The sequence below is a fragment of the Microbulbifer jejuensis genome, assembly GCF_047289955.1.
Taxonomy (GTDB): domain Bacteria; phylum Pseudomonadota; class Gammaproteobacteria; order Pseudomonadales; family Cellvibrionaceae; genus Microbulbifer.
Genome location: NZ_JBLBUB010000011.1, coordinates 141,041 through 154,143 on the forward strand (window position 1 = coordinate 141,041; position 13,103 = coordinate 154,143).

The following is a 13,103-nucleotide window of genomic DNA, read 5'->3' on the forward strand; positions in this document are numbered from 1 at the left end:
TCCGCTCTTTAATTGAGAACGGGAGAATCTTGCTGTTCAGCGGGGGTTGAAAACGTCTGGAAAACCCTGTCCAGGGTGATCACTGCCTATTATCGGGTTTTCTTCGCCGGAAACGGCAAAGGTTTTGAAGCTTCTGGAGAGCAAGGTTAAAATTTCCAATCTTGTTGTTGTGTACCTTGACCGCCAATACCTTGTGCCATTCAAAAGCAGCACCAGCAGACGGTCTATTACCCCCGTCAGTTCTATTATTGGGTAGGTAGCTATTTTTGTGGCTTTAAGCATTTTATATTTTAAGTGCTCACTGCCATTAGCCAGTGATACTAGCGTTTCAGGGAAATATTATCAAGTGAACGGATTGGACCATAGCACAGTCAATACATCCCAGCGACACAGTAGAGTGTACAAAGCGGTTATGTATCTGGATTTCGCACCGCAGTTTAGCCACACACGATTCTTCAATATATGACCATACAGTTTTGTAATACCTACTGAAATATCGGCAAAAATATACGACCAACTTATGAGGATGGACGAAGAGAAATCTCACATTCCTTGTTTGTCCACCTGCCGCCCAAACTTACTCTCAGTGTTGTGGCTCACAACCTGAAAAAAATATTTCCTGCCGGGTAATGGTAAACAGAGCGTAGATTGGTTGACGGAAATACAGCTTTCAGTTGTCGTTGAAGCCGCGCTAAGTGAATATTATTACAGCAAGGAGCTGTATTCGAGGTGGACTCAACGCCTGTTTACGCCAACCTCTGTAAAATACAAATTGTTACGAATTCAAATGTGCAAATAAGCTGTCACGATAAGAACGGCTGAGTTTAAGTTTTGTACCGCCTTCAATCACTACTTCATAGTCACCAGAATCCAGACTAATAAGCTCAATGATGAGGTCTACCTTGACAATTAATGAGCGATGAATACGCTGAAAGCCAGCGCCTTCCAGGCGTTTTTCCATATTCCGCATGGTTTCACGAAGTAAATGTGTGCGGTTGTGAGTATGTACAGTTACATAATCTCCTTTCGCCTCCACCCATTGAACGTCTTGCGGGCGGACAAAATAGACATGGCCGTGGGAGCGCACAACAATTCGCTCGGAATTCTGGGCATCAATACCACCAGGTTCTGTATTTAATCCTTGCAGGAGATCAGTAAGCTGTTGAGAATATTGGGAGATCTGCTTTTTCTTAATCTCAGTGCGTGCCCGGTTCAAACTTTCATAAAATAATGTTGGATTTATTGGCTTCAACAGGTAGTCCAATGCATTTACCTGAAATGCTTCAATGGCATATTGATCATAAGCGGTCATAAATATAACCAGTGGCATGTTATCTGTACCCACTTCCTGAATAACGTCAAAGCCGGTTTTCCCAGGCATCTTAATATCCAGAAAGACCAGATCAGGTTTGTGGTCTTGAATAAAGTCTATCGCCTTCTCTGCATTCGGACACTCCCCTATAATTTCTATATCGACCTGAGCTTCAAGATGAAATTTCACGCCATCACGGGCCAAAGGTTCGTCATCAACAATAAGGATTTTGATAGTCATCGTTGGTGCTCATCCGATTGTTTAATTGGCAATTTAATCGTAACCGTTACACCCCTTCCAAGCTCTCCGTTAAGGGTAAATAAATGATCGTCATCATATAATTGAATCAACCTTTGCCGCACATTTTCTATGCCAATACCGGGATTGTAATCCTTACCTGTAAAATCACAGCCTACGCCATCGTCAATAACCTGTATCAACAGATAACCCCCAGCCAGTTTACACCTCAAGGTGAGCGTACCGGGCCCAGTTTTTTCGCCCAGGCCATGGCTGATGGCATTTTCTACCAGGGGTTGCAGGATCATTGACGGAACAGAAATAGCCAGGACATTGTCATCTATATCCATTATTATTTTTAATCTTTCCCCAAAACGTGCTCTTTCAATAAATAGATATTGCTCTATAATCTCTATTTCAGATTTTAACGGTACCCATTGCGCTTCAGACTCTTCTAGTGTCTGACGAAAAAATGCACTTAATTTTTCAAGCAATGTGGCAGCTTGTTGTTTTTTTTCCTTAAGCACCAGCACCGATATGATATTTAATGTATTAAACAAGAAATGGGGGTTAATTTGCATGCGCAAAGCAAGCAATTTTGATTCCACCAATTGCCTTCTCAAGGTTTCACTTTCCAGTTCTTTTTCTTCGGCAAAGTTATAAAAATTCCTTAAGTTCTGACTTGCTACAAATAAAGTATAAATAATAAAATGAAAAAGAAACAGGTTATCACCAAACAAAAAATGGCCTATATGTTGCCACGGTTGATACCCCACCATTGATTCACTCATGGTTTCGAAAAAGTGATAATGATAACTAATCACAAAGGTTTGCAATAATGATAAAATCATCAATATAAAGAAATGCACACCTACCATTGGCAACCAATTTTCCGGCGTAATGGGGTAGCGTTTAGCAAAATACAATACCAGGGGGGATAGTATTGCCCAGGGCAACCACACTTTTATCATTAAATACGTGAATTGCCCCACTGGATTGGGTTGGTAGTTGTGAATCGTGAAAATTCCCGATAGCTGGGAAAGCGCGACATAACAACCAAGACCTATCGCAAGACAAAGCAGAATGACCGTAAGTTGTCTATAGTTTTTTGCTGTTTCGCTCACCTAGTGTCTTTCCTATATTAGCTAAAGGGACACTGTTATAAGCCTATAGACAGATTATTGCAATAACTGTCCATCCAGCAGTTCGACGGTTCTGGTGGCTCTTTGTGCAAAACGAGAATCATGCGTCACCATACAAATCGTTGTGCCTTGCTGATTTAATTGATCTAGTAGCTCCATGATCTCTTCGCCATTTGCAGAGTCCAGGTTCCCAGTAGGCTCATCGGCCAAAAGTATGGAAGGATTAATGATCATTCCCCTTGCCACAGCAACCCTTTGTTGCTGCCCTCCCGATAATTGTGCGGGGTAATAATTCTCTCTGTGGGCCATGCTAACTTGATCGAGTTTCTCCATAACTCGTTGTTTTCGTTCGTTTTTTGATTCAAAACTGTAGGTAAGGGGTAATTCCACATTTTCGAAGACTGTCATATCACCAATCAGGTTAAACGCCTGAAAAACGAATCCAATTTCCTTGTTTCGTAATGCAGCCCTTTGGTAAAGATCGAAGTGTTCAACTTTGTGCTGCTTCAAGTAATAATTGCCTTTGGTCGCACCATCTAGCAGGCCCAATACGGATAATAAGGTGGATTTCCCACATCCAGATGGGCCAGAGATAGATACAAATTCTCCAGGATATATTTCAAGGTCAAGGTTGTGAATTGCGCGGGTCTCCATGCCGTTACTATTAAAATAGCGACATAAAGACTCCAGCTGGATAAGGGGCTGTGTATCGTTCATCATCTTTCCTTTAACTTATTCATTTCTCAGTGCGGAAGAAGGGTCGAGTTTGGTCGCTTTTAATGTTGGCGTCGTGACAGCCATAAGGGCTGCCAGGACTAACACGACTAAACTTGTCAGATATACAAATGGACTAAACACGTTTGTTTGGTACAAAACACCTTGAAGGTGACTGCCAAGCAACGACATAATAGCCAGCCCAGTGCCAATACCAATTGCGATCACACTTATACTTTGTTTAAGTATCAATCCCATGATGGATTTAGGTGTGGCACCAACAGCAATACGTATTCCAATTTCTCTTAATCGCTGGCCTATGTTGTATGAGACTACACCGAAAATCCCTGACAAGGTAATAAGGAGAGATAACAACCCGAACAATCCCAATAAACTGGCAATCAATGTAGGTGTGGTTAACCAGTCTTCTTTTATGTCTGACATTGATTGCACTGATGCAATCGCTTGCTGAGGGTCAAGTTGACCAACAATTTTTGTTATAGGGTGCTGCAACTGATAAGGTGAACCTTGTGACTTAACCAACAATCTAACCTGCCCTGAAGGGAATTGCATAAAGGAGACATAAAATGTCGCTCCCTCTGTTTGATCAAGTCCGGTAGCTCTGACATCTGCCACCACTCCAACAATTTGGAGCCAGTTTTGCCCCCCATCTATGGATAGTTTTTCACCAAGGGGGCTCACGCCAGCAAAAAACTGCTCAGCAAGACTACGGTTAATTACTACTACACCAGGGTTGTTTTCATCATCTGACTCATTGAAATAACGCCCTTCCAATAGAGCGATGCCCAATAAAGAATGAAATTGATGGGAAACGGCGACCACTCTAGCCCTTGGACGAACGTCGTCCTGATTCAGATTTTGCCTTTGTGTTTCGAAGTTGCTTGGGCCAAGCACATTTGAAGCAAGAGGAAAACTGGCTGAGACGCTGACTTGTTCACTAGCTGGCAGTGCTGATACTTCTCTGAGCAAATTGCGGGCAAAATCACGCACCTGCTGACCGTTAGTATAGTTGGTAAAGTTGAGGTCCAGGTTTATCGCCAAAACACTTTCAGTGTTAAAGCCAGTATCCTGGTTGCTGAGTTTATACAGGCTCACAGTCACCAGGGTTGAAACCGTCAGTATAACAAATGACAGAGCCAACTGAATAATCAACAATACGCTTCGCCACTTCTGTCCAGTGATGCTGGCGGTAACCTTATCTCCCCCTTCTTTTAAAGCATTGTTGATGTTTCTTCTGCTAAATGCTGCTGCACTACCACTGATCACTCCTGCAACTACAGACACAACCAGGGAAAATATCAACACCATTGCATCCATTTTTACTTCGCTAGCCAGGGGTGTATAACGCGAAGCAAAGTCAGATAAAAGTGCAAGAGAAGGATAGGCCAATAGTAGACCGACGAGCCCGCCAGCTAAGGCATATAAAATACTTTCTGTTAAAAGCTGTTGCGCTATTCTTCCAGGGCTTGCGCCAATGGCCTCTCTAATAGCAAGTTCCTGACTACGCGAAGAAGCTCGGGCCAGATTAAGATTGGCAACATTAGCGCTGGAAATGAGTACTACTAATCCTGAAATAATCAACAGTAACAAGAAAGTGTTGGCAGAATCACCGATCATTTCAGATTTTAACGATACTAAATTTGCACTGTAGCCATTGCTGGTACGGTAGTCATCCGGATATTGTGCCTGTAACTGCCCTGCAATGGTGTTGACTTCTCTACTTACTCTTTCCAGGTCACCGTTCTCTTTAAGCTTTCCAAATAACGTCAACATACCTGGGCTTCGGTTATTGATCATGCCCTCACTGGAACGAAACGGACAACTTGCCGCCGAAATATAAATATCATTATCATCCGGGTAAGCTGGCATGGGCGGCAGGACACCAATCACTGTATGTACGGCATTATTCATTTCAAGGCTGATACCCACTACATTCTCCCTTCCCCCAAAATACTGCTGCCAGTATCGATAAGAAAGCAGAATAAGGGGTTCGGCACCGGGCTCGTCCTCACCATCAACAAAGTCACGCCCCAATAGGGGCTTAATGCCCAGCATGTTAAAAAAATTCCAACTCACAACACCCGTCTGAACCCTTTTCGGCATACCATCGCCTAATAAAGTAAACTGCATAGAATGATATTCCACCAGGGAATCCAGCCCTGTTGCCAACCTTCTGTAATCGAAGAAGCTCTGTACCGATGACCCAAAATCCATTCTTTCTGCGATCGGTTGGTGCTGTTGCAGACGTACCAGCCTGTCTCCATCTGAATAGGGTAATGGTGCAAACATAACATGATAGACCATACTGAATATTGCACTATTAGCGCCTATTCCTAACGCAAATGTGATAACAATTAACACACTGATTGCCGGTCTTTTTTTAGCAGCCCGCCAGGCATATCCAGTGTCTTGTAACAAACGGTGCATGATGATTCCTGTACTATTGAAGGCTAATCAGAGGACGTTGATTGAATTGCGAAATCTCAGAAACAATGACTTTGTCACCGGCTTGTAGTCCACCGGTAACATGGATTCGGTCAACTGATCCGCTTCCCAGAGATACTGCTACCAACTTAGCCTGCCTTTCATTCACTAGGTAGAGATTGTTATTACTGTTTTCCTGGCTTTGCACAGGCCTTCTGATCGTTAAAGCGTTTTCTACTCGCTCTATTTCTATTACACCATTTACCCTTAAATCCGGCCTTGCACCGGTTAAGCTTGCCTCATCAAAAATAACATCTACCAACACCACGCCGTTTTGTACAGCCGGATCAATGCGACTTATGCTTCCAGTTGCACGATTCCCCCCGGCACTGATTACTACTTTTTGCCCTAACACTACGTCTTTGATCAGGCTTTCCTGAACCCTGAGTTCAGCTTTAAGGTCCTCTTCCCTGGCTACCCTGGCTAAAATATCGCCTGTATTCAGCTGCTGCCCTTGTTCTACCGGAACAAATTGTAATACCCCCGTTAATCCGGCCTTTACATTCAGATCACTTTCAAGGTTTTGCTGAAGTTTTAGCGCACTTCGTGCCTGGTTAACCTGGGCTTGTTTGGCTGCCAATTCAGCTAGATGAAGCTCCTTTAGGTGCTGCAGGCGCTTTTTCTCTATGCGTAGCCGGGATTGATATTGTTGTTGAAGCAGCTTATTTTCTTTCACATCCAAAACGGAAACGATCTGCAGGTCTTTTAGTGCTTCATTGGCTTTGAGTCTGAAATCGGCATTTTCGAATCTGGCCTGATAATCGATTACCATTGCTTCTTGAGCCAAAGCGTCACTTTTAAGACGTTTCCCCAAAGCATTGAATTCAGCTTGTGCGACCTCAAGCGCATAGGTGGCCCTTTCTAACTCACGTGTCAGAGTTGGATTCGAAAGGCGCATGATAATGGTATCAATTTCTAATTTTGCCCCAGGTTGAACAAGGATTTGTTCGACCCTTGCCCTGGAAGTAGCGGCAATCCAGCGAAATGTTTGGGGTTGTAATGTACCCGGCGCGCGAATATCTCGAATAAATTGCCCGCGCTTCACACTGTCAATTACCAGTTCATTCATATTCACAGTGATAGCGTCTGATCGATGTCTCAGGATTCCCCAGGCGGCAAGCACAATCACTGAAATTATGAATACGAAAATCTTTAGTGGTTTTAAAGCCAGTTTGGGCTGTTTAGCTTGCGGTATATCCACTCCCAAAGCCTCCTTATTGTGTTATTGGTACAATAAAGGGTGGGGTTTTTACTTTCAGTAGCCAATCGATAAAGCCCAGTTGCTTGCGGATAAGACGCAGGGAAATACGATGAAAGTGCCTTGTCGAATGTTCGCAAAATTCTATACACGTACAGATTTGCTTACTTTTTGACCAGCACTGCATTTTAAGGCGGTAACCGAATGGAGAATGTCACGGGTTAACGGTGGCTTTAAAGAGTGTACAGTCCAAATGATAAGGCCGCCCAATACCCTGCAGTAGCCCAAGTCAGCCAGAAGAGCAGCATGGTGGAGTCAGCCCTGTACAAGTAACGAAATCCATTTTGCAACCAGAGTGTGGCGGTGCTGGCTAACCCAAAGGCCCCGAAGTATCGAAACAGGAAAAACAAAAGTTAGATAGTGACCAAGACTGTAGTCCAATAGGCAGTATTTGGCGCTTGATGCCATCAGTGGTAAGACCGTTGACTGAAAATTGCATACCGCTAAATCGGATGATCATATCAGTACACCAATCCGCAAAACCCACCCTGTCGAGGCCAGGCAGCTTGCTGCCAGCCGTTACCCCTTTGTTAGCCGCTTACAGGGCATCATTAAATTCTTCCCGGTATCTTACTACCCCGCCTTGTTTTGGTAAGGCGGCCTTATTGAACACAAAGACCATAAATACTTGATCTGGTACACCTTCCCATTGGCTGCGGAGTTTGTATCTCGATGCCACTTCAAAGCCGAAGCGTGGGTAATACTCCGCATGTCCCAGGACGATGACGAATGGGCAATGGGACTTTTGCAAGTACGCAAGGCCGTGGTGAACCAACCGAGAGCCAATGCCTTTTCTCTGATAGGACGGCAATACCGCCATGGGTGCCAGCCCCATGCCAACTGAGTCCGATGCATCAATCATCACCAGGGTGAACAGGATGTGTCCCACAACTGTACCGTTCTCGACAGCCACAAACGCGATATATTTCTCGCAATTGCTGCGAAGCCTATCGACGAGAGCCGCCTCAGGGCCGTTATTGAACGCGGCCAGGTTCAAGCGGTGGATCGCGTCGCTGTCTTCAGGTTTTTCCTGACAGATTTCGATCATTGAGTCAGTGTTCCATGTTGGAATGACTAATGTCCCAGGGGACGGCAGCAAACAGTGATAGCTATAATAATCCACTCAGTAGGCATTGAAACCCCATCAACTCCCTATTTTTTCCTTGGCCAACTTCCTCCTGGACGCACCGTCTGTTTCATCAGCCTGCTAGCGATATCCCCGTTTTCGCGATAGAGTGGTGGAAAGTTCATCGAATCCAGGTGGCGATATGATTCAGCATAAGTATGTGGTCTATTCTCTACTTCTCTTGGTCAACTCATTTATTTTTCAGGCAAAAGCCGTCGAAATCGACAATATCACCTTCAAACCTACTCCGCTGAATGTCGGTGCAGGCCAACCGGCCATTACCGCTCTGGATTTCAATTCTGACGGCGCTGTGGATGTTATTTTTTCCAGTTATACCGCCAGTCATGCCGCGATTTACCAAGGTAATGGACGGGGCGGTTTAGCCAAAGTGGGCAGTGTCCCGGTGGGTGAGAATCCGGCAGATATGGCAGTTGCCGATCTCAATAAAGACGGCAATGCCGATTTGGTGGTGGCCAACCACGAAACCGACTACGTCACTTTACTGCTGGGTGATGGAAAGGGGGGCTTTCAACCATCGCCTCAATCGTCACTGAAAATAGACGTGAAACCCCATATACATGTGGTTAAGCTGGCTGATCTTGACAGCGACAACAGAGTAGACCTGATTGTTGATAGCCGTGATGACAATGGCCTGCGTTACTTTAAGGGGCTGGCCAATGGCAGCTTCAAAACACCCGGTCAGCTGATCAACGCCGGAGGGGACCCCTATCGAGGCTTTGCGATCGGTGACATCAACGGTGACGGGCGCATTGATATGGTGACTCCCAACCCAAGGGAGATTGGCATTGTGACCCATACCGGCTCAAACAGCCCGTCTTTTACCCTGAAAAAGCTGGCCCCCTATGCATCCCCCTTTGTTGTTGAATTGGCAGAAATGAATGGCGACGGGAAGCCGGATATGCTGGTCGGCTCAAATGGCAGTTTTGTCACCGTTATCCCAGGGAACGGCGACGGAACATTCAATGAAGCCAACAAAACCGCAATAACCACTCCCCCTGGTGCCAAGCAGATAGCCGTTGGTGATATCAATGGCGATGGCCTTGAAGATGCACTGGTCGCTAACTGGTCCGGTGAACTTCTCGCTGTGCTCGGCAATAAAACAAAGATTGAGACCATAAGCTTCAAAGATGCCAACATCCCTAACCCATGGGGTGTGGCCTTGGCAGATCTCAATGGAGATGGAAACAGCGACCTGATTATTGCTGATGGAGACAGTAAAGCCGCAGTCGTGTATCTTAGCCAAACGGAGTGATGGTTGGCAGACCAGAGTAAGCCCAGATGCGATACTGTCACGACAAATCAAGCAGTTACACGCTTGATTTGCGGCCCGAACGTCCGTGTTCGGGGCAGCGGGCTGCTGATATAGCTTTTTTCAGCAGCCTGCTAAGGTATCACAAGGAAATCTTCAGCGTCAGGGCATAAGCCTTCCACCCTAACCGAGTACTCCCAATCTGCAGTGGTATCAGCGAGGAACCAGTTTCCGGTATCGAGAAACACCTGAGTCCTTGCGCAATGCTGAGGGTATACCGAGTAGCTTCTAGAGCCACCCCTGGGGTTGTCATAGTAATATGTGAACACGTCAAACCCTTTGCCGATTCCAGGTCCACTACCCCGGTAGGGATTTAAGAAGCACTGTGAATTTTTCAGGCACGTACGATCATCAACATTTAATGAGCGTTTGTATACGTGATGGTCATAATCCTCTGTATTGGTGTCTTCATTTAGCTTTTTAACATTGGTTGAAAGCCAGCCTAACAGGTAAGTTCCCGGTGATGTGGTGGTCAGGCTGCCTGTATTGTACTGATGCGGGTGTACGCATTGGTCCCAAGTACGGGTTTCCCGACACAAGTCCATAGCGGTACTGATTTCCCCTATTGATGTGTGGCACTGGGTTGGCGAATTTTTGTTGTATCCGCCGTAAAGATCACAACGCTCCCTATGCTGAACACTGATGTCCAGCCAGCGCCGCATTTGCGCCAGAGGACCCTGACTCCCTGTGTAATCGGCGAATATTTGACTGTGTGCATATGCATTGTACACGGTTGGGCGTTGATAATTATTGGTAGAGTAATCCACTGCCGCCCAATTTGAAGGATTGGTATCCTGTACAAATTGATTATATTTGTCTACAACATTTAAACCATTAAGCGCAATTCCAGCGGCCAAGCCGGGAGGCCCTCCGATCTGGTCTGCTCTTACTTCAACGTTCAACCTGTCTAGAGTTTCAGTGAACGATGACGAAGAATCCGCGGCACCACCAGCTTGAAAAACGTTTCCTATCGCTAAGCTCAGCTCTGCCTTTGCAGCCTCCCGCTCCTGATAACTGTATGCCTTGGCACTAAATCTAAACACCAGGTAAAGTGCCGAGCCGATATTAACGTTGTTGATATAGTTGTCTCCGCAGCGTTCCCTAAAGTCTGCTTTGGCTTCGTCATCATTGGGTGACAATACGTTGCTGACCAATGCCGGATGGATTGCATTTACCGGTGTACTCAGACTCCAGAATTCACGCCTGTTTTTCACTTTAACAACATATCGAACATAGGTTTCGTCCGAAACTGAGCTGACATAGCGTTCCTTCTCGCCGGAAAGACCCAAATTGAAGTCATCTGTTGAAAAACCAATTTGTGCGGAAGAGGAAACATCCAACAGCTGCGCCAGATGTCGATTATCGTTTACGTAGCTGATATCAAAAGTGCTCGCCTGATAAGGTGGTGTTTGTGTGATGACAAAATCCGGGTGATTGACATTTAAACAGGTTTCCTTAAGAGATCCTCTAACCAAATCAAAGCCATTGCCCAAATGGAATCGACCCTCATCTGTATTCATTGAGGTACTCTGGCCTTCCGGGTAGTCTCTTTTCAATTCTGTTTTAGCCGCTGAATTTGCAATTCGAAAGTGATAATTTTCTGAATCCAGCGTACTCATAGTGGTCGGATACTTTAGGTACAGATTGGATTTCTGTCTGGGATTGATGAGGGAATAATTTCCATAACGATAAGAGCTGCTGAAACTGGCGTTTTTGGCCAACACCCTATACCGGTACTTTCCCGCAGTCTTGTTGCTCAGCACGCGACTGGGCAAAGATCCTGTGTAGATCTTTGCCCATCCCCCATTATTTTTACTTTCGTAAAGCTCATATGTAACTGGATAACCATTCCCGTAACTGGCAGCCCAGCTGATCTTTATAGAATCAGTATTAGTGTAAGCTGGATAGGTTATTGACGCAGGCGTGCTGGGTGGACCATAGGGTCCGCCACCACCTGGGCCGCATGGATCTGGTTTAATTATTTCGTTTTGCTGATTGATTTCACGGGTAGTTAATGGTTCCAGACAGGGTTCGATTCTTTGAACTTCTACGCTTTGCAGGGAAACTGCAGCTGCAAATACCATTTTCGGAACTACTGCCGCTAAGGCTATATACTTGACGTATTTCATTGTCTGCGTACTCAAAGCTTAGTTATTTTTTTTGTAAAGCAAGTCTTATGGACCAAAAAGACATGAAAGTTATATAGGAGATGTAAAATACCTATTCAACCTTCACATAAAACATCCTGCCTGAAATTTTCGAGAATTTCTATCGGGCATCTCTATAAATTGGGTTTTCCTTAATTTTATAGCCCTGGAACCCCCATTACCCGGTGCTTATGGCCACCAAAAAAGTAATTTTTAGAAATGCCCTATCATTTAAGCGACAATTTCCGGACTGCTATTAATTTGCGGCCATATAGTTTTGTCTGATATGGGTCCCTCTAATATCAGAGTGGATTTTATACAGAACTATATGGTCGCCGGATTAATAACCCGGTAACCTATTTGGTTGCGGGGTTAACACTGCTTCCAACAGATTGAACTCTAGTCAAATGTATTGTGCTACCAATTCGATTTTCTCTTTAAATTGACCAGGCTCTATATGCTTACTGTCCTTTGATGCCCCAGTGGACTTTCTAATACTGCTGGCTGGTGGTGCTGCGTGCAGGTTGTACCTGATATTAGGTGATCTTCGTGGTCACAACATCAAACCCCACTAAGGCAGAATTGAATTAATCAGGTGTTTCTTTATAGTTATAATCATTATTGGTGTCAGCATATAGTGTCCCATAAGCTACACAGGTTCATTTAGGTTTTCGCACAAACGGAGTAACTTTTATCTGCTTTATAATTGAACGGCCCGGCTGGGTGGATAAGTAGGATGCGGATTGGGAGACTCAGTTTCGAGTTGTTGTTCTGCCTAATTAATATAACGTCTTACTGAACGGCGACTATGGCTTTCCCGTTCGGTGGAGTGCCGAGGGCCCGCAACGCATTGCAGCAATCGGCTGTAGGCTACGCATTGCGTGTTTTCTAAAATCACTGCGCTGGAGTCTCTATACCGCACTTTTCTTCGTGGGTTTCCTCCAACCAAGCAAGGCGCCTAAAGGAAATTTTGCGTGTATCAGGGGGCTACACCGTTTTTTGAGCCCCAATAACAGCGCTCAATTTCCTTTTTTATTCAGGTAGTGCCATGCACGAAAATTTCTTTCGTTCTGTATCACACTCCTTAGGGCCTATCACAAGAAAACAAACTCAATAGGCTCCTAGTCCCTGCGCACATACCAGTTGATGGCCTTGGTCCCAACCTTGCGCGAGAAACGGAAACGGATTGATCTTGCCCACCAACGACGGACACTCTCTTAAGCGATAAACTACGCGACAGAGGTGACCCATGGCAAGACCAAAGAAATCAACCAAAACCACTCGCAAGCAATACTCCGAGGAGTACCGGTCAGAGGCCCTGGCGCTGGCGGC

8 protein-coding genes are annotated in these 13,103 nt (G+C 45.2%); 1 reads left to right on the top strand and 7 read right to left on the bottom strand.

Features of this window, described 5'->3' with window-relative positions:
• Positions 1-775: 775 nt before the first annotated feature.
• From ACL7TT_RS09120 to ACL7TT_RS09145, 6 genes are all read right to left on the bottom strand, one after another.
• Positions 776-1,552 carry a LytR/AlgR family response regulator transcription factor gene (locus ACL7TT_RS09120; protein WP_413394855.1) on the bottom strand — a complete coding sequence of 259 codons (777 nt, stop codon included), beginning with the start codon at positions 1,550-1,552 and terminating at the stop codon, positions 776-778.
• Positions 1,549-2,673 (bottom strand): sensor histidine kinase, encoded by a 1,125-nt coding sequence (locus tag ACL7TT_RS09125; RefSeq protein ID WP_413394856.1) that lies wholly within the window; start codon positions 2,671-2,673, stop codon positions 1,549-1,551. Before ACL7TT_RS09125 ends, ACL7TT_RS09120 begins: the two co-directional genes overlap by 4 nt.
• 54 nt (positions 2,674-2,727) lie before the next feature.
• Positions 2,728-3,408 carry an ABC transporter ATP-binding protein gene (locus tag ACL7TT_RS09130; RefSeq protein ID WP_413394857.1) on the bottom strand — a complete coding sequence of 227 codons (681 nt, stop codon included), beginning with the start codon at positions 3,406-3,408 and terminating at the stop codon, positions 2,728-2,730.
• 15 nt (positions 3,409-3,423) lie between these two features.
• Positions 3,424-5,853 (bottom strand): ABC transporter permease, encoded by a 2,430-nt coding sequence (locus ACL7TT_RS09135; RefSeq protein WP_413394858.1) that lies wholly within the window; start codon positions 5,851-5,853, stop codon positions 3,424-3,426.
• A gap of 13 nt (positions 5,854-5,866) precedes the next feature.
• Positions 5,867-7,111 carry an efflux RND transporter periplasmic adaptor subunit gene (locus ACL7TT_RS09140; RefSeq protein ID WP_413394859.1) on the bottom strand — a complete coding sequence of 415 codons (1,245 nt, stop codon included), beginning with the start codon at positions 7,109-7,111 and terminating at the stop codon, positions 5,867-5,869.
• Positions 7,112-7,706: 595 nt separating this feature from the next.
• Positions 7,707-8,216 carry a GNAT family N-acetyltransferase gene (locus tag ACL7TT_RS09145; protein WP_413394861.1) on the bottom strand — a complete coding sequence of 170 codons (510 nt, stop codon included), beginning with the start codon at positions 8,214-8,216 and terminating at the stop codon, positions 7,707-7,709.
• 220 nt (positions 8,217-8,436) lie between these two features.
• Between ACL7TT_RS09145 and ACL7TT_RS09150 the strand changes: the two genes are divergently transcribed.
• Entirely contained in the window at positions 8,437-9,567 is a 1,131-nt protein-coding gene (locus ACL7TT_RS09150; protein WP_413394862.1) for an FG-GAP repeat domain-containing protein, read from the top strand.
• 131 nt (positions 9,568-9,698) lie between these two features.
• On the opposite strand, the gene ACL7TT_RS09155 is transcribed toward ACL7TT_RS09150, so the two are convergent.
• Positions 9,699-11,753 (bottom strand): hypothetical protein, encoded by a 2,055-nt coding sequence (locus tag ACL7TT_RS09155; protein ID WP_413394863.1) that lies wholly within the window; start codon positions 11,751-11,753, stop codon positions 9,699-9,701.
• Positions 11,754-13,103: the final 1,350 nt, after the last annotated feature.

Coding starts and splice junctions, on each gene's coding strand:
- ACL7TT_RS09130 (WP_413394857.1), bottom strand. CDS start 3,408: ATGAACGATACACAGCCCCTTATCCAGCTGGAGTCTTTATGTCGCTAT.
- ACL7TT_RS09120 (WP_413394855.1), bottom strand. CDS start 1,552: ATGACTATCAAAATCCTTATTGTTGATGACGAACCTTTGGCCCGTGAT.
- ACL7TT_RS09135 (WP_413394858.1), bottom strand. CDS start 5,853: ATGCACCGTTTGTTACAAGACACTGGATATGCCTGGCGGGCTGCTAAA.
- ACL7TT_RS09155 (WP_413394863.1), bottom strand. CDS start 11,753: ATGAAATACGTCAAGTATATAGCCTTAGCGGCAGTAGTTCCGAAAATG.
- ACL7TT_RS09145 (WP_413394861.1), bottom strand. CDS start 8,216: ATGATCGAAATCTGTCAGGAAAAACCTGAAGACAGCGACGCGATCCAC.
- ACL7TT_RS09150 (WP_413394862.1), top strand. CDS start 8,437: ATGATTCAGCATAAGTATGTGGTCTATTCTCTACTTCTCTTGGTCAAC.